A 17,363-nucleotide genomic window follows, 5' to 3' on the forward strand; every position below is an offset into this window, starting at 1 on the left:
TCTGTGGGATGGAGTTGCTGATCAGACGGTGGCGGTCTTCTTCGGCTCGGCCGCGTTCGCGCTGTCGCTCAGCGCGGCGAGGAAGTGCTCGGCGTCCAGCGCGGCGGAGCAACCGGTGCCCGCGGCGGTGATCGCCTGCCGGTAGGTGTGGTCGACGACATCGCCGGCGCCGAAGACTCCGGAGAGGTTCGTCCGCGTCGAGGGGGCGTCGACCGTGAGGTAGCCCTCGTTGTCCAGGTCGAGCTGACCCTTGAAAAGCTCGGTCCGCGGGTCGTGGCCCACCGCGATGAACAGACCGGTCACGGCCAGCGCGGAGGTCTCGCCGGTCTTGGTGTTGCGCAGGGTCAGACCGGAGAGCTTCTGGTCGCCGTGGATCTCCGCGACTTCGCTGTCCCAGGCAAACTTGATCTTGGGGTCGGCGACGGCACGGTCCTGCATGGTCTGGGAGGCGCGCAGCGTGTCCCGGCGGTGGACGATGGTGACGGACTTGGCGAAGCGCGAAAGGAAGGTGGCCTCCTCCATCGCGGTGTCGCCACCGCCGATCACGGCGATGTCCTGGTCCTTGAAGAAGAAGCCGTCACAGGTGGCGCACCACGAGACGCCTCGGCCGGAGAGGGCGTCCTCGTTCGGCAGCCCGAGCTTGCGGTGCTGGGAGCCGGTCGTCACGATCACGGCCTTGGCGTGGTGGACGGTACCCGCGGTGTCGGTGACCGTCTTGATGTCGCCGGTGAGGTCGACCGAGACGACATCGTCCGGCACCAGCTCGGCGCCGAAGCGCTCGGCCTGTGCCCGCATGTTGTCCATGAGATCCGGGCCCATGATGCCGTCGCGGAAGCCCGGGAAGTTCTCCACATCGGTAGTGTTCATCAGAGCGCCACCGGCGGTGACGGCGCCCTCGAAGACCAGCGGCTTCAGCGAAGCGCGCGCGGTGTACAGCGCGGCCGTGTAGCCGGCGGGCCCGGACCCGATGATGATCACATTACGGACGTCGCTCACGGGTTACTTCCTCGTCTCTGCAGACTGCCTACTGGGGCCGGATCAACGACTTTCACCCCATCCAACGGATCCTACGGGTCTCGCATTCCCGAGGTCGTCCACCCCACACGGGGGTGTCGTCAGCGGCGAGGGTAGGAGTGCGTCAGCAGGACCTTCCCCTTGGTCGTGGAGGTCTCCTCCACACAGGTCGCATCGATCACATAGGCCTGGACCCGCGTGGTGTCCCCGGGGTGTGGCAGGACGACGAGATAGGCAGGACTGCCCTCGTAGCTGCCCTGCTCGGCCGCAAGGGCGGCCTCGGTGCGTCCTGTGCCCTGCTGAACGCAGGAGGGCACCTTGGGAAGGGAATGGAGCATGGGTGAATCCGGGGTTTCCAGGTCCTCGGTCGCGGCGCGGCGATCGGATTTGGTGGACGCCGGGGCGGCCAGCAGGGTGTCCACCCGGCTCTGGAGACCGGTCGCGGAGAACTCGGCTGCGCTCTTCGGCGCCGGGGAGCTGGGCGCCGCGTTTGCTTGAGCCTTGGTGCCATCATTGTCGGCCGACTGGAGCGACTGGAAGAAGAAGACGCTGACGCCCACCGCTGCCGTGCCGAAGACGGCACCCAGGACCGCATGACGGCGACGTCGGGTGCGTCCGCCGCGTCCCGGCCCGGTCGCTGCCTTCGGCCGGCCCGCGGGGCGGTCGGCTCGTACCGCCTCCGGCGTCGGGGACGACGTCTCGGTGGAGTTCTGGGGCGAGAGCGATGTTTCACGTGAAACATCGGGGGAGCGGTCGGCTCCGGACGTGGCGGAGGCGGCCTCAAGCGGAGTGGTCGAGGCGAGCAGCGCCTCGGCCGCCAGCGCGGCGTCGATACGGCCGGCGATGTCGGCGGGCATCCGTAGCGGTCCGGGCAGGGTTCCGAGCAGCCCCCTGATCTCTTCCAAGGAGTCATGGACATCGGTACAGAGCGCGCAGCTCTCAAGGTGGAGCTGGAGATCGGCTGCCCTGGAGGGCGGGACCAGCCCTTCCGTGAAATCGGAGATCTCCGAGACATCCGGGTGCTCAGTCGTGTCGGTCGTCGATGTCACGTGCGCCCACCTCCGCCCTTCACGCCGGCAGGATCACCCGATCCTGAATCCATTGGCCCCGATGCCGGTGGGACGGATGCCCCCGGCGTCCGGTTCCTTCCCTTGCCCCGACCACTGATATCCCCGATGTCCGCACGTAGGTGTGTGAGCATCGGCTGAAGTCTGGCCCGGCCGCGTGCGCAGCGACTCTTCACCGTTCCGGTCGGTACGCCCAGGACGGCGGCGGCCTCCGCGACGGGGTAGCCCTGCATGTCGACGAGGATGAGCGCCGCACGTTGGTCGACGGGAAGTTTGGCCAGCGCCGCCAGCAACTCCCGGTGAAGATCGCCGCGTTCGGCGGGAGCTTCCGCCGACTCATGCGGTTCGAGGAGCTGTTCCAGCCGCTCGTTGTCGTCCACCGGAGACGTCTTGCGGGACGCCGCTTTGCGGGCCCGGTCGAGACACGCGTTGACGGTGATGCGGTGCAGCCAGGTCGTCACGGCGGACTGGCCGCGGAAGGTGTGGGCGGCCCGGAAGGCGGACACGAGAGCGTCCTGCACGGCGTCAGCGGCTTCCTCCCGGTCGCCCAGCGTCCGCAGGGCGACTGCCCAGAGGCGGTCGCGGTGGCGCCGTACCAGCTCGCCGAAGGCGTGCGGGTGCCCCGCGACGTGGGCGCTCAGCAGCTCGTGGTCGCTGCTGTCGCCGAGTGCGGCGTCGTCCACTGGTGAGCCCCCCTCCCCCGGTCCGGTCAGCCCTTGAGCCGGATCTCCGAGATTCCGCCCCTGAAGAGGTTGCTGCTTCCGTCCGTGGGCAGCTCGGTGATGCGGATCAATACGTACCGGGTTCGCACCGGCTTGTCGAGGGTGCTCTTGAGGGTGCTTCCCGCGGTCTCCAGCGGGGTGAGGCGCTGAGAGAAGTCCGCCAGGGCGGTCGGATTCGACGCGTCCTTGTCCGCGGCCAGTACTTCGGTCTTCTGGCCGGCGCGGTACATGTCGACGTCGATCACGGAGACGCGCTGCACGCTCCCGAGGTCGACGATGATTCCGCTGCCCTGCTTACGGTCCGGGCGATTGCCGAATTTGGCGAAGTTCTGGTACTGCGCGGTGATCCAGGCGGTGTCGGCGTCGCCGTCGATGGTGTTCTGCGCCAGCTCGGGCTTTATGCCGTAGCCGCTCGGCATGAACTCCGTCGCCTCGGCGAGCTTCAGCGCCTTGACCGGCTTGATCGCCTTGTCGTCGTCACCCGTGGTCGTCTCGGTCGGAGTGGTCTCGGACCCCTTGCGCTGATCCAGGAGCCGGTCGGCGACCTGCCAGCTGCCGAGCCCCAGGGCGGCGATGAGCAGCGCGGCGACCGTCCACTTCAGGGCTTTGCCGGTGCGGCTCTGAAGGGGCGGCGGCGGGGTGACCACGGGGGCCGTGGGCGCCCCGAGGCCCTGCTGTGTCCGTCCGTACGTGCCCTGCTGGTAGGTGGTGCGCTGATACTCGGGCGGTGCCGTGAAGGTGGGCTCCGGGGGCCGGATACGCGGCATCTCCGCCACGGCCGCGGCCAGCTCGTCCGGGGTGGTGCACGGCGGTTCCTGGCGTGACGCGGTGGCGCCGTCGTTGACCAGAGCGCGCATGGCCAGCTCGGAGAGCCCGCGGTGGACTCCGGCGCGGACCTGGTCGGGGGCGATCAGGCCGACGCCCTTGGGGAGCCCGGAGAGCCCGTAGGCGTCCGTCTCGTAGGGCCAGCGCCGGGTGAGCGCGGCGTAGAGCAGCGCGCCGATCGCCTCGGTGTCCGTGCGCTGCGGCCGGTCGGCGCGGATGCCGCGCAGCGCGGCGTTCACGGCGAGGCCGCGGATCCGGTACTGGCCGGTGGAGGTCCGCAGTACCGCGCCCGGAGTCAGCCGCAGATGCGCGAGTCCCTCGCGGTGGGCGGCGGCCATGGCCTGGGAGACCTGGCTGACCAGCTGATAGGCGTCGTGGGCCTCCATCGGCCCGGCGGCGAGGAGGGCGGTGAGTTCGGTCGCGTCCGGCAGCCACTCGTGGACGACGTAGACGAGATCGTTCTCCTCGACGGCGTCCAGGACCTGTACGAAGCGCGGATCACCGAGGAGAGCGGACGAGCGGGCCGCTGCCAGGACGGAACGGGCCCGTGGATGGCTGGCGGGCAGCAGGTGCACGCCGACGGCGCGGCGCAGCTTTTCGTCGACCGCACGCCAACTGCTGAAACCGTCCAGACGGGTGACGCACTCCTCCAGGCGGTAACGTCTGGCGAGCTTGTGGCCGCTGTGCAGCTCGGTCGCGGTCGTGCCCGATCCGTCGCTTCGCCGGTCACGCTCCGTGTCCGGTGCGGAGAGGTCCGCCGTGTTCTGGGTTTCCGCCGACCCGTCGGCCGTGGCCTTGTCCGCCTTGGCGGTCAGCGGTTCATCACCGCTGTTGTCGGCCACGTCGACGGCAGCCGTGCTACGTTCCGCCACCGTCGCTCCTGCCTCCCCATCCATTGCGTCCCATCCAACAGCCAAGCCAATTGTGCCCACAGTTGGACGCTATGCACGACACGCGGTGGCCGAGGATGGTTGTGCTCGGCCACCCCGGCTCACCGTCCGAGCCGTCCGCGCACCATGCCGACCATGGCGTTCATCTCCTCGATCCGCATCTTCTTCGCCGCGACGAAGAAGACGGCGAGCAGGACGACGCCACCGGCGATGAGCGCCACCACCGAGCTGACGGCGCTGCTGCCGAGGGCACCCAGGACGAGGTAGGCCACGCCGCCCGCCGCGAGGGCACCGGGCACGGCCGCCAGACAGAGCCTCGCGTACGTGCGCAGGACCCGGCCGCCGTCCAGATCGCCGCCCAGCCGGTTCTTCAGCCGACGCCAGGCGACACCGACGCCGACCGCGTAGGCCAGTCCGTAGGAGGCGGCCATGCCGACCACGGCCCAGCGCGACGGCAGCACCACGTAACAGAGGGCGGAGGCCGCCGCGTTGACCGCCGCGACGATCACGGTGTTGTAGAAGGGCGTCCGGGTGTCCTCGTAGGCGTAGAAGCCACGGAGCACGACGTACTGCACGGAGTACGGAATGAGCCCGAGGGCGAACGCCATGAGGATGAAGCCCATGGACCGCGCCGATTCCATGCCGCTGGACGAGAACATCAGGATGGACAGCGGCACGCCGAGCGCGAGGAACCCGAAGGCGATCGGGACGATCGCGACGGCCGAGTTGCGCAGCCCCTGGGAGATGTCGTCGCGCACCGCGCCCGGGTCGCCGTCGTGGGCGGCCCGGGAGATCCGGGGCAGCAGAGCGGCCATGACCGAGACAGTGATGATGGCCTGCGGCATGCCCCAGATCAGCTGGGCGTTGCTGTAGGCCAGGATGCCCGTACCGGTCTTGCCGGAGGCTTCGCCGGCCGCGGTGGCGAGCTGGGTGACGACCAGTACGCCGGCCTGGTTGGCGAGGACGAACAGGACGGTCCACTTGGCCAGCTTGACCGTCTTGCCGAGGCCGTGGCCCTTCCAGTCGAACCGGGGACGGAACCGGAACCCGGTCTCGGTGAGGTAGGGGATCATCGCGAGAGCCTGCACGACGAGGCCGAGCAGCGTGCCGATACCCAGCAGCCGCACGCCGTCCGGCGGAATCGTCCGGACGGTCATGCTGGAGTCGGCGGCGGTGCCGTACACCCAGATGAAGAGACCGAACGTGGCGATCATGACGATGTTGTTGAGGACCGGAGTCCACATCATCGCGCCGAACTTCCCGCGCGCGTTGAGGATCTGGCCCATCACCACGTGGACGCCCATGAAGAAGATCGTGGGCAGGCAGTAGCGGGCGAAGGTGACCGCGACGTTGTTGGACGCCGGATCACTGGCGATCGTGTCCGACATCAGCCGGACCAGCAGCGGCGCCGCGAACACGGCGGCGGCCACGATCGCGCCGAGCGCGACCATGACGAGGGTCAGCAGCCGGTTGGCGTAGGCCACGCCCCCGTCGTCGTCGTTCTTCATCGCGCGCACCAGCTGCGGGACGAAGACGGAGTTGAGGCCGCCGCCGACGGTGAGGATGTAGATCATCGTCGGCAGGGTGTAGGCCACGGTGAAGGAGTCGCCGAGCAGCGCCGCGCCCAGAGCGGCGGTGATCACCAGACTCCGTACGAACCCGGTGAGCCGGGACACGAGTGTGCCCGCGGCCATCACCGCACTCGACTTCAGCAGCCCCGCCGCCTTGCCGCCGGACTTCTTGGCGGGAGGCGGTGCGGGCGCCGCTTCGGGTTCCGGCGCGGTCAGTACCTGCCCGGTGCCCTGCTGATCACGGTACAGATGCGCGAAGGCGTCAGCGGGCGGGTTCTCGTCGCCGGCCCGCGAGACGAGATCGTCGACGCCCGTGAACTGGGTCGTCCTGGCGTCGTCCCCGTACGGGAGGTGCCGGGACGGTCCGGAAGGCTCGGGCGCCGGGGTCTGGGCCCAGACCCGGGGGTCGGGCGCGTACTGCTGTGCCGGCGGCTGCTGATACAGCTCCTGGGTCTCCTGGTACGTGCCCGGAGGCGGTGGCGGGTGGGAGGCGCGGTCGTACAGCGCCTCGGTCACCGGATCCTGCGCGGAGAGGTCCTGTGCCCAGTAGGGGTCCTGCTTGTAGGCATCCTGGACGTAGGGATCCTGGGCGGGCGGCGGAGAGGGCGGGACCTGTCCTGCGGGATCGCCGCCCGCGCCCTGCCCACGGTCACCGTCGTACGGCGCGTTCATGGTTACCCCACCTCATCGTCCCCGGCCGACCGGCCACGACATCGCTCAACGGTCCACTTTCTCACCCGTGCCCGACGCGTCAGCGCTTTCCGGTCCGGTGTCCGGCGTCGGGTCACTCGGCTGCCCGGGATCCGTGCCTTCCGGGGCCCGCGCGGCGGCCGTGTCCTTGGTGTCGTGCGTGTTCTGTGCGCCGGAGGAGTCGTCGGCCTCCGCACCGGTGCCGCCATCGCCGTCCGAGTCGTCCGGGGACGTCGCGGCCGCCTTGCGGGCCACGGCGCGCTTGCGCTGGCTGTACATCTTCACACCGGCCAGTACCAGCAGCAGCACACCGCCCGCGATGACGAGCATGACGGTGGGGGTGATCTCGGAGACCTTGACCTGGAAGGTCATCGGGCCTCCGTACGGTGTGCCGTCCACCGTGTAGAGCTGGGCGGTCACCTGGACCGGCCCGTTGGCGTTGCCCGCCCCGGTGAACTTCACCGACTGGCTGTGCCCGCCGTCGATCTTGATGGGCCGCTCCGCGACCGCCTGGTCGCCATCGAGCTTGAGACGGGTCGGGTTGTCGGACCTGAGCCGCAGTACGAGGTCCTGGACGCCCTGCAGCAGCTTGTTCTGCACGGTCACCGGGATGGTCGCGCTGCGTCCGGACAGGGTGAGGACCGACTTCGGGATGAGCTGCACCTCGTTGGTGAGGCTCCCCAGATAGCCGTCGACCCGGTCCCGGTACTGCGCCGCCTCGGCCGGGTTGCCGCGCCACGAGGTCGACATCGCCCGGCTCACCGCGTTGCCGAAGGGAGCGGCCACTCGGTCCGGGGCACTGAGGATGGCCTTGAAGTTGTCGAGCCGCTCCTCCGTCCTCTTGATCGACTGAAACGCCTCGGTCGGCAGCTCCTGGGCGCGCAGCTTCTTCGGGTACCGAGAGGTGCTCGGCACCTTCGTGGTGGCGTCGGCGTCGGGCTGCACCGCCGCCGCGGCGATCAGATCGGTCGGCTGCGTCCAGCGCTCGGACTCCAGCGCCCGCAGCGCGCGCGCTATGGACTGCGCCTGGGCCGCCGTCGGCATCCGCTGCGGGGCGATCACGAGGTCGCGCTGGTTGTCGGGCTCCTGGAGCGTGACGGCCAGCGACTGCGCGAGGAACCTCTGCACGGCGAGTGTGGAACTGCTGGCCGCCGTCATGTCGCTCTGGAAGGCCGTGGAGAGCCGGGTGTCCGCGACCACCGCCGTGGTGCCACCCCCGATGGGCCGCGCGGCGTTCGGCGTGTACGACAGATTGTCCTGGAGACTGTCGCTGCGGGTGATGACCTTGTGGGCCCCGGCCGAGGTGGCCACGTCGACGATCGAAGGGTCGATCGCGCCGTCCACCGGCCAGGCGAAGTCCACGGAGGGCTGTACGTGGAGGATCGTCTCTACGGTCTTCCCGGCCACGTCCGTCGCGGGCTGGAGATGGCTGAGCGCCCCGGAGACGTCCTTGCCCCGATGTGCCAGTGAGGCCAGGTCGGGGTCGGCGAACGGCAGCGCGACGACCTTGCTCGCCTTCACCGCCTTCTCCAGCTCATTGAGCCACCGGGTGGCCACCGCCTGGTTCCGGCCGGGAACGACGGAGTCCCCGCTTCTGACGCTGTAGCTGCGGGTCATGGCGTCGGCGGTGGCGATCAGATCAGGGTCGATGACCCAGGTCACGGGCAGCTGGCTGCCCAGCGAGACCATCTGCTCCAGCCGCCCTCCGGGGGCCAGCTCCTCCGCCAGATCGTCGTTGTCGAAGAGCGGGGTCTGCTGGTCGTCCGAACCCGTCTCGGCGGAGAGGTGTGCCGACGAGATCAGTGGCCACAAGGCCGTGAGCTGCGTCTTCTGGTCCGTGACGTCGGGCTGCCAGGGGAGGAAGGTCCGCTGGATGCCCAGCACCTGGTCGTACGGGGCGGCGGCGGTCCTGCCGGTCACCGAGACGCCCAACTGGTAGACACCGTTCTCGCCGAGAGCCAGCTTGTCGACCGGTACGGAGAGGGCGAAGTCACGGGAGATCCCGGGCGCGAGCTTCGGGAAGGCGACCTTGTACTTCCCACCGACCGGGGCCACATCGCCCGAGCCATTGCTGGCCGAGCGCGCGGCGGCGTCATCGATCGCCGTCCGACCGGCGAGCCGGGGCCCCACCCGCAGATCCACCTGGGCATCCGTGATGGCGTTCTTGCCCTTGTTGGTCACCGTTCCGGAGACCGTCAGGGTGTCGCCCTTCACCGGCGCGCTGGGCGACAGTGTGTCCAGCGCCACACTGACCGTACGGGAGTCGGTGGCCTGGGGTGCGGCCTGCGCCGCTGGTGCGGCCGTGCCCGCCAGGAGGCTCACCAGGAGTGGAACCCCCGCGATCACGGTGGCTGTGCGCCGCAGCCACCGGCGGGCAGGAGAAGGGCCCATCCCCTGGAAGTCTGCCGCCTCGGCCACGCGCTCGCCCGTCCCTCGTCATCGTCTGCTGCCGTTGGTGGTTGTCCGTGTCATGCGTCCACGCATGGTAACGATGTGCGCTGTGGCGAAGTGCTGGGGACTGCTCCACATGATCGGAAGAATCTCATGCGTCACAGAAAACCCATGCATCGGAGCCGGGGGAGCCAGAACGGGGGCGCCCGCACGGGCTGTGGCACGTAACCTTTTCTGTTGTGCCGAACGCCAATGAAGACAATCCCAGAGCCCTCAGCCAGGTGCAGCGCCGCGCGGTCAGTGAACTGCTGCGGGTGTCCCCGGTCGCCGACGATCTCGCGCGCCGATTCCAGGAGGCCGGATTCAGCCTCGCCCTGGTCGGCGGTTCGGTCAGGGACGCCCTTCTCGGCCGGCTCGGCAACGATCTGGACTTCACGACCGACGCGCGGCCGGAGGACGTGCTGAAGATCGTCAGGCCGTGGGCGGACTCCGTCTGGGAGATCGGCATCGCCTTCGGCACGGTCGGCTGCCAGAAAGACGCTCGCGTCGGCGACACCGATCAGCGCTTCCAGGTCGAGGTGACCACGTACCGCTCGGAGGCGTACGACCGGACCTCACGTAAACCCGAGGTGTCCTACGGCGACTCCATCGAGGAAGACCTCGTACGCCGGGACTTCACCGTGAACGCGATGGCCGTCGCGCTGCCCGAGAAGGAGTTCATCGATCCGCACGGCGGACTGGACGACCTGGCGGCACACGTACTGCGCACGCCGGGCACCCCGGAGGAGTCCTTCTCCGACGATCCGCTACGCATGCTCCGGGCAGCACGGTTCGCCGCCCAGCTGGACTTCGACGTGGCGCCCGAGGTGGTGGCGGCCATGAAGGACATGGCGGCCCGTATCGAGATCGTCTCCGCCGAGCGGGTGCGTGATGAGCTGAACAAGCTGATCATCTCCGCGCACCCCCGCAAGGGGCTGGCGCTCCTCGTCGACACCGGCCTCGCCGACCACGTGTTGCCCGAGCTGCCCGCGCTCCGGCTGGAGAGCGACGAACACCACCGGCACAAGGACGTCTACGACCACTCGCTGATCGTGCTGGAACAGGCCATCGACCTGGAAGAGGCCGAGCCGGACCTGGTGCTGCGGCTGGCCGCCCTGCTCCACGACATCGGCAAGCCCCGCACGCGGCGCTTCGAGAGCGACGGCCGTGTCTCCTTCCACCACCACGAGGTGGTGGGCGCGAAGATGACCAAGAAGCGGATGACCGCGCTCAAGTACCCCAATGAGCTGGTGAAGGATGTCTCGCGGCTGGTGGAGCTGCATCTGCGCTTCCACGGCTACGGCACGGGAGAGTGGACCGACTCGGCGGTGCGGCGCTATGTCCGGGACGCCGGCCCGTTGCTGGGAAGGCTGCACAAGCTGACCCGTTCCGACTGCACGACCCGCAACAAGCGCAAGGCCATGGCCCTGTCCCGGGCCTACGACGGCCTGGAGGAACGGATCGCCCAGCTGAAGGAGCAGGAGGAGTTGGACTCCATCAGGCCCGATCTGGACGGCAAGCAGATCATGGAGATCCTGGGCATCGGCCCCGGTCGGGAGATCGGCGAGGCCTACACGTTCCTGCTGGAGCTGCGGCTGGAGAACGGCCCGATGGGGCACGACGAGGCCGTCGCCGCCCTCAAGGAGTGGTGGGCCGCGCGCGGGTAACCGCGTCAGGGTGGGTCATGTTTCACGTGAAACATGACCCGCTCGCCGTCTCCCCGGGGCGTTGTTTCACGTGAAACAACGCCCCTTCGGTATGCGTCCCCGAAGGACCAGGACCACGGCGACCGCCGCGTACAGAACGGCGACCGTCACGACCAGCGCGGCGGACCGCCCGTCCGGGGGCAGCATCAGCGCGGCCACCGCGGCCGCACCCACGAAGGCGACATTGAAGAGCACGTCATAGAGGGAGAAGACCCGGCCTCGGTAGGCGTCGTCCACCACGGTCTGCACCAGGGTGTCCGTGGCGATCTTCGCGCCTTGAGTGATCAGGCCGAGGACGAACGCCGCGAACAGGAGGGGCACCGGGGCGAAGGACAGTCCGAGGGCCGGTTCAAGGACCGCCGCCGCTCCCGCGCACAGCGCCATCCAGCCGTAGGGGCCGAGCCGGTTCACCGTCCAGGGGGTCAGGACCGCGGCGGCGAAGAATCCCGCTCCGGAGATGCCGAGCGCGAGCCCCAATAGCGCCAGCCCGTCCGCCTCCCGGTCCGTCCACGCGTATCTGCAGAGCATCAGCACCATCACCGTCAGCGCTCCGTAGCAGAAGCGCATCACCGTCATGGCGGCCAGAGCGCCCGCTGCCGTCCGGCGTTCCGCGAGATGGCGCACACCGTCCACGAGGCCACGCGCGGTCGAGGCCAGCGCGGCGCCCAGCCGGGGCTGGAGCATGGAGGGTTCGGGGCCGAGCAGCTCCCGCCCGAGCAACAGGGAGGTGAGTGCCGCGCAGAGATAGAGGAGGGCGCCGAGCAGCATCACCGCTCCATCGGAGTCCCCTACCGTCAGCCGCACGACAAAGGCCAGTCCGCCGCCCGCGGTCGCGGCGAGTGTGCCAGCCGTCGGGGAGAGGGAGTTCGCCAGTACGAGACGCTCCTCGTCGACCACGCGAGGCAGCGCGGCCGAGAGGCCGGCGAGTACGAACCGGTTGACCGCGGTGACGGAGAGCGCCGAGGCGTAGAAGAGCCAGTCCGGGACCTCCGCCACGATGAGCAGCGCCGTACAGCCGGCCAGGAAGGCGCGCAGCAGGTTCCCGTAGAGGAACACCTGGCGCCGCCGCCAGCGGTCCAGCAGCACCCCGGCGAACGGCCCGACCAGCGAATACGGCAGCAGCAGCACGGCCATCGCGGAGGCGATCGCGGCGGGTGACGTCTGTTTCTCGGGGGAGAAGACGACATATGCGGCGAGTGCGACCTGGAAGACGCCGTCGGCTCCCTGGGAGAGCAGCCGGACCGCCAGCAGTCGCCGGAAGTCGCCGAGGCGCAGGAGGACGCGCAGATCACGTGCGACAGACATGTGTGTCAGCGTCACATAGGAGTCGGCGGGAGCTGCGAGAAGGGTCACCGGACGGACCGTCAGGTGACCCTTCTCGCAGGCGAGGGCGCGTGGGCCCGGCGCGATCCGAACGAGACTTCTAGCGCTCGACCTCGCCGGCGATGAACTTCTCGACGTTCTCGCGGGCCTCGTCGTCGAAGTACTGCACCGGCGGCGACTTCATGAAGTACGAGGACGCGGAGAGGATCGGACCACCGATGCCGCGGTCCTTGGCGATCTTCGCGGCGCGCACGGCGTCGATGATGACACCGGCGGAGTTCGGGGAGTCCCAGACTTCGAGCTTGTACTCCAGGTTCAGCGGAACATCGCCGAAAGCGCGGCCCTCGAGCCGGACGTAGGCCCACTTGCGGTCGTCGAGCCAGGCGACATAGTCCGAAGGACCGATGTGCACGTTGTCGGCGCCCAGGTCGCGGTCGGGGATCTGCGAGGTGACGGCCTGCGTCTTGGAGATCTTCTTGGACTCCAGGCGCTCACGCTCCAGCATGTTCTTGAAGTCCATGTTGCCACCCACGTTCAGCTGCATCGTGCGGTCCAGGACGACGCCCCGGTCCTCGAAGAGCTTCGCCATCACGCGGTGCGTGATGGTGGCGCCGACCTGGGACTTGATGTCGTCGCCGACGATCGGAACACCGGCCTCGGTGAACTTGTCCGCCCACTCCTTCGTGCCGGCGATGAAGACCGGCAGCGCGTTGACGAAGGCGACCTTCGCGTCGATGGCGCACTGCGCGTAGTACTTCGCGGCGGAGTCGGAGCCCACGGGCAGGTAGCAGACCAGGACATCGGCCTTGCTGTCCTTGAGGGCCCGGACGATGTCCACGGGCGCCTCGGGCGCCTCCTCGATGGTCTCGCGGTAGTACTTGCCCAGGCCGTCGAGGGTGTGGCCGCGCTGCACGGTGATGCCCTTGGAGGGCACGTCGCAGATCTTGATGGTGTTGTTCTCGCTGGCGCCGATGGCGTCCGCGAGGTCGAGGCCGACCTTCTTCGCGTCCACGTCGAAGGCGGCCACGAACTCGATGTCCCGCACGTGGTAATCGCCGAACGTGACATGCATCAGACCCGGTACCTTGCCCGCCGGGTCGGCGTCCTTGTAGTACTCGACGCCCTGCACCAGTGAGGCGGCGCAGTTGCCCACGCCGACGATGGCTACGCGTACGGAACCCATTGCGGTTGCTCCCTGTGTGATGTCAGTGGTCGTGATGAGGCCCTGCGGAGGTGCAGTCCCTCACTCGGCGCTGTCCGCGGACGGATCCGGCGGTCCGGGACGTCCCGGGGGCGTGCCCCCGGAAGACGCGGCGTCCCGGGGCCGGGGCAGGCCGTCCGTTTCTTCGGATGCGCCTTCTTGTACTGCGGGGTTGCCGGGGCCGGACCGTCTCTGGTCCCGCCCCGCCCGCTCGCTCTCGATGAGTTCGTTCAGCCAGCGCACTTCGCGCTCCACGGACTCCATGCCGTGGCGCTGCAGCTCAAGCGTGTAGTCGTCGAGACGCTCGCGCGTACGGGCCAGGGAGGCGCGCATCTTCTCCAGGCGCTCCTCCAGCCGGCTGCGGCGGCCCTCCAGCACCCGCATCCGTACCTCACGCTCCGTCTGCCCGAAAAAGGCGAACCGAGCGGCGAAGTGCTCGTCCTCCCAGGCATCGGGGCCGGTGTGCGACAGAAGCTCCTCGAAGTGCTCCTTACCGTCCGCGGTCAACCGATAGACGATCTTGGCCCGGCGGCCGGCGAGCGATGCGGCGAGCGCGTCTTCGGGAGCGCTGCCCGGCTCCTCGATCAACCAGCCGCTGGCCACCAGCGTCTTGAGGCATGGATACAGCGTCCCGTAGCTGAAGGCGCGGAAGATCCCCAGCGACGTATTCAGTCGTTTGCGCAGCTCATAGCCGTGCATGGGGGACTCGCGCAGCAGTCCGAGGACGGCGAACTCAAGGATGCCCGAGCGTCTGCTCACCCTCGCCTCCTCTGCTCTCCGGAACGCTTATGCCGTACTGATGTATCGACTCGATACATCACGACGATAGAACGGAGTGACGGTGGGGACAAGGGGGCTCATGGTGAACGGCGTCACATCAACAATTCTCATGAAGCAACTTGCCTGATTTAGGGTGAACTTCAGTCCTCGGTGGGGTTTGACCGTGCGTAGTGTGTGCGGCATGCAGACCACCGGGAACCGAATGGCGCCGTTCGGCGTCGAGACTCTCGGCTCTCCGCATACATCTCGGATGAGCCCGATGCCGGGCCGGTCCGTGTTCATTTCGGGGGACCGGAACTCAACTGCCGCTTCCAGGCGTACGCGCCTGCCCGAGGAGTAGTCGTTCGATGAGCGAGCACCGTCGCAAGCCGTCACAGCCACAGGGCGGCGGTCGAGCCGCGGCCAGGCGTGCGGCCCAGCAGTCATCAGGCCGTCGCGCCGCCCCTTCCCGAGAATCCACCGCATCGCCCTCCGGGGCCCATGACGGTGAGGAGCCGGCCTTTCTCAGCCGTGCCGATGCCAGACGCGCGGCCCAGCGCGGCGGCCGGCGCGGCGGTGGAGGCGGCGACGGCTCGGGCCGCGGCCGGGGTGAGCCGGGCAAGAAGCGGCTGATCGACTACCCGCGCCACAACAAGGACGGCTGGCAGCGGTGGATGCCCTCCTGGAAGCAGACCACCGGGCTTGGCGTGGCCTTCGTCGGCTCGATACTCCTCGCGGGGACCGTCTCGTACGCCCTGGTCCAGGTGCCCGACCAGAATCTGGCGTCGAAGGCCGAGAACAACGTCTACTACTGGGACGACGGCACACAGCTCGCCGCTACCGGTGGGTCGGCCAACCGCCAGGTCATCGGGATCGCCCAGATCCCCGCCGCGATGCAGAACGCGGTCATCTCCGCCGAGAACAAGTCGTTCCGCAAGGACCCCGGCGTCGACTTCATGGGCATGGGCCGGGCGCTCTACAACATGGCCATGGGCGGGAACACGCAGGGTGGCTCCACCATCACCCAGCAGTACGTCAAGAACGCGCGGCTCGGTGACCAGAGCCAGACGCTCGACCGTAAGTACAAAGAGCTGTTCATCTCCATGAAGGTCGGCTCCAAAATGAAGAAGCCCGCGATCATGGAGGGCTATCTGAACACCTCGTACTACGGCCGCGGCGCGTGGGGCATCCAGGCCGCCGCCCGTACGTACTACGGCAAGGACGCGGAGAAGCTGAACCCCAGTGAGTGCGCCTTCCTCGCCTCGCTCCTGAAGGGCGCCACCCTCTACGACCCGGCGGGCAACCCCGGTTACAACCCGAACGCCACCGCCGCGAAGAACACCGACCGTGCCAAGAAGCGCTGGGCGTGGATCCTCGGCGAGATGGTGAAGGACGGTCATCTCGACGCGGCGCAGCGCGACAAGTACACCGAGTTCCCCATGCCGAAACCGGTGAGGCAGAGCGACGACCTCGGTGGTCAGATCGGATATCTGGTCGACCTCGCCAAGGCGAACTTCATCAACAACAACACCCAGGGCCTCACCGTCGAGGATCTCTCCAAGGGCGGATACGAGATCCACACGACCTTCAACAAGAACAAGGTCGCCCAGCTGGAGAAGGCCGTATCCAAGGTCAAGAAGGCCAACATCGACCCCAAGGCGCGTCCGAAGACCGACACGCACGTCCAGTTCGGCGGCGCCTCCGTCGCTCCGGACTCCGGGAAGATCGTGGCCATCTACGGTGGCGAGGACGCCACCAAGCACTACACCAACAACGCCGACCAGACGGGCGCCCAGGTCGGCTCGACCTTCAAGCCGTTCGTCCTGGCCGCCGCGATGCAGCACGGCAAGCGTGACCCCAGCCTCGGTCCCGACCAGTCGGACGCCCAGCGGACGCTGGTGTCACCCGACAAGAGCGTCTACAACGGCGACAACAAGCTGAAGATCAAGAACTACGACGGTTCGGTCTGGACCAACGAAGAGGACAAGGAGTGGCTCCAGCGCAACGACGGCGACAAGTCGTACGGGCCCATCGACCTGCGCGAGGCCATGCGTGAATCCGCCAACTCCCCCTTCGTCCAGCTCGGCATGGACGTCGGCATCTCCACGGTGAGGGACGTCGCCATCGCCGCCGGTCTGCGCGACGACGAGACGCTCTCCAAGTCGAACGTTCCGTCGTTCTCGATCGGTGTCTCCTCCCCCAGTGCCATCCGCATGGCCGGCTCCTACGCCACCTTCGCGGCCAGCGGCAAGCAGAACGACCCGTACTCCGTCACCAAGGTCCTCAAGCGCGGCAAGCCCATCTACGAGCACGACGGCAAAGAGAAGACGGCCTTCTCCGCTCAGATCGCCGACAACGTCACCGACGTACTGAAGACGGTCGTGGAGAAGGGCACCGGTACCAGCGCCAAGCTGGAGGGGCGCCAAGTCGCGGGCAAGACCGGTACGACCGACGGCAACAAGTCGGCCTGGTTCGTCGGCTACACACCGCAGCTGTCGACCGCCATCGACATGTACCGGCTGGACGACGACGAGTCGAACAAGGACCGTAAGTTCGAGGAGATGTTCGGCACGGGCGGCCAGGACAAGATCCACGGCGCCTCGTTCCCCGCTGAGATCTGGCAGGACTACATGAAGGAAGCGCTGAAGGGCGAGAAGGCCCTGCCCTTCCCCAAGCCCGAGCCCATCGGTGAGGCCGTCTACGGCGGCGGCGCCGCCAGCCCGGAGCCCAGTCCGTCCGAGTCTCCGGACGAGTCCCCGTCGGAGTCGGTGATCGAGTCCCCGTCGGAGTCGGTGACCGAGTCCCCGGCCGACTCCCCGTCCCCCGACCCGTCGGAGAGCTGCAAGAAGCTGTTCGGCTGCGACGACAACGGCGGCAACAACCAGGGCAACGACAACGGTGGGGTCACCGGGGATCCGAGTCCCTCGACGTCCGAGAGCGAAGAGGAGAACGGCGGCGCCGACGGCGGTGGTGGCGGCGGAGACGGCACCGGCTTCTTCGCGGGCACCAGGGGCTAGGGTCTTTCGTTTGGATCAGGCCGGATGAGGGAGCGGGGTCTGGTGCCGTGGATCGCGAGGCGGAGGAGGGAGCCCACGCGGAGCGGACGGGGTCTCCCCTGGTCGAGCGAAGCCGAGACCCTGGGGATGACCGACGACAACGCGGCGA

Annotated in this window: 11 protein-coding genes; 2 read left to right on the top strand and 9 right to left on the bottom strand. The window is 68.5% G+C overall.

Features of this window, described 5'->3' with window-relative positions:
- Nucleotides 1–21 precede the first annotated feature (21 nt).
- The 6 genes from trxB to DVH02_RS17290 form a co-directional block, all read right to left on the bottom strand.
- On the bottom strand, nt 22–996 hold the full coding sequence (gene trxB / locus DVH02_RS17265; protein WP_114624703.1) for a thioredoxin-disulfide reductase: 975 nt from the start codon (nt 994–996) through the stop codon (nt 22–24).
- A gap of 119 nt (nt 997–1,115) precedes the next feature.
- Nucleotides 1,116–2,063 carry a hypothetical protein gene (locus tag DVH02_RS17270; protein ID WP_114624704.1) on the bottom strand — a complete coding sequence of 316 codons (948 nt, stop codon included), beginning with the start codon at nt 2,061–2,063 and terminating at the stop codon, nt 1,116–1,118.
- Nucleotides 2,060–2,764 (bottom strand): RNA polymerase sigma factor SigM, encoded by a 705-nt coding sequence (gene sigM / locus DVH02_RS17275; RefSeq protein ID WP_114624705.1) that lies wholly within the window; start codon nt 2,762–2,764, stop codon nt 2,060–2,062. The genes DVH02_RS17270 and sigM overlap by 4 nt, the downstream gene beginning before the upstream one ends.
- 26 nt (nt 2,765–2,790) lie before the next feature.
- Nucleotides 2,791–4,500 (bottom strand): protein kinase family protein, encoded by a 1,710-nt coding sequence (locus DVH02_RS17280; RefSeq protein ID WP_114624706.1) that lies wholly within the window; start codon nt 4,498–4,500, stop codon nt 2,791–2,793.
- 119 nt (nt 4,501–4,619) lie between these two features.
- Nucleotides 4,620–6,761, bottom strand: coding sequence for a murein biosynthesis integral membrane protein MurJ (gene murJ, locus DVH02_RS17285; protein WP_114624707.1), 2,142 nt, complete (start codon nt 6,759–6,761; stop codon nt 4,620–4,622).
- A 45-nt stretch (nt 6,762–6,806) separates the two neighbouring features.
- On the bottom strand, nt 6,807–9,197 hold the full coding sequence (locus tag DVH02_RS17290; protein WP_114624708.1) for a DUF6049 family protein: 2,391 nt from the start codon (nt 9,195–9,197) through the stop codon (nt 6,807–6,809).
- 212 nt (nt 9,198–9,409) lie between these two features.
- On the opposite strand from DVH02_RS17290, the gene DVH02_RS17295 reads away from it, so the two are divergent.
- Nucleotides 9,410–10,876 carry a CCA tRNA nucleotidyltransferase gene (locus DVH02_RS17295; RefSeq protein ID WP_199566323.1) on the top strand — a complete coding sequence of 489 codons (1,467 nt, stop codon included), beginning with the start codon at nt 9,410–9,412 and terminating at the stop codon, nt 10,874–10,876.
- A gap of 66 nt (nt 10,877–10,942) precedes the next feature.
- Here DVH02_RS17295 and DVH02_RS17300 read toward each other — a convergent pair whose 3' ends face one another.
- The 3 genes from DVH02_RS17300 to DVH02_RS17310 form a co-directional block, all read right to left on the bottom strand.
- Entirely contained in the window at nt 10,943–12,220 is a 1,278-nt protein-coding gene (locus DVH02_RS17300; RefSeq protein WP_114624715.1) for an MFS transporter, read from the bottom strand.
- A 118-nt stretch (nt 12,221–12,338) separates the two neighbouring features.
- On the bottom strand, nt 12,339–13,421 hold the full coding sequence (locus DVH02_RS17305) for an inositol-3-phosphate synthase (RefSeq protein ID WP_114624710.1): 1,083 nt from the start codon (nt 13,419–13,421) through the stop codon (nt 12,339–12,341).
- 60 nt (nt 13,422–13,481) lie between these two features.
- Complete coding sequence (locus DVH02_RS17310; protein WP_114624711.1) at nt 13,482–14,198, bottom strand: PadR family transcriptional regulator; 717 nt, start codon at nt 14,196–14,198, stop codon at nt 13,482–13,484.
- Between the two features lie 368 nt (nt 14,199–14,566).
- On the opposite strand from DVH02_RS17310, the gene DVH02_RS17315 reads away from it, so the two are divergent.
- Entirely contained in the window at nt 14,567–17,215 is a 2,649-nt protein-coding gene (locus DVH02_RS17315; RefSeq protein ID WP_114624712.1) for a transglycosylase domain-containing protein, read from the top strand.
- Nucleotides 17,216–17,363: the final 148 nt, after the last annotated feature.

This window comes from Streptomyces corynorhini (genome assembly GCF_003346515.1).
Taxonomy (GTDB): domain Bacteria; phylum Actinomycetota; class Actinomycetes; order Streptomycetales; family Streptomycetaceae; genus Streptomyces; species Streptomyces corynorhini.

Bases quoted from the DNA above. Each gene is read 5' to 3' on its own strand.
- DVH02_RS17305 (WP_114624710.1), bottom strand. From the start codon at position 13,421: ATGGGTTCCGTACGCGTAGCCATCGTCGGCGTGGGCAACTGCGCCGCC.
- DVH02_RS17315 (WP_114624712.1), top strand. From the start codon at position 14,567: ATGAGCGAGCACCGTCGCAAGCCGTCACAGCCACAGGGCGGCGGTCGA.
- murJ (WP_114624707.1), bottom strand. From the start codon at position 6,761: ATGAACGCGCCGTACGACGGTGACCGTGGGCAGGGCGCGGGCGGCGAT.
- DVH02_RS17300 (WP_114624715.1), bottom strand. From the start codon at position 12,220: ATGTCTGTCGCACGTGATCTGCGCGTCCTCCTGCGCCTCGGCGACTTC.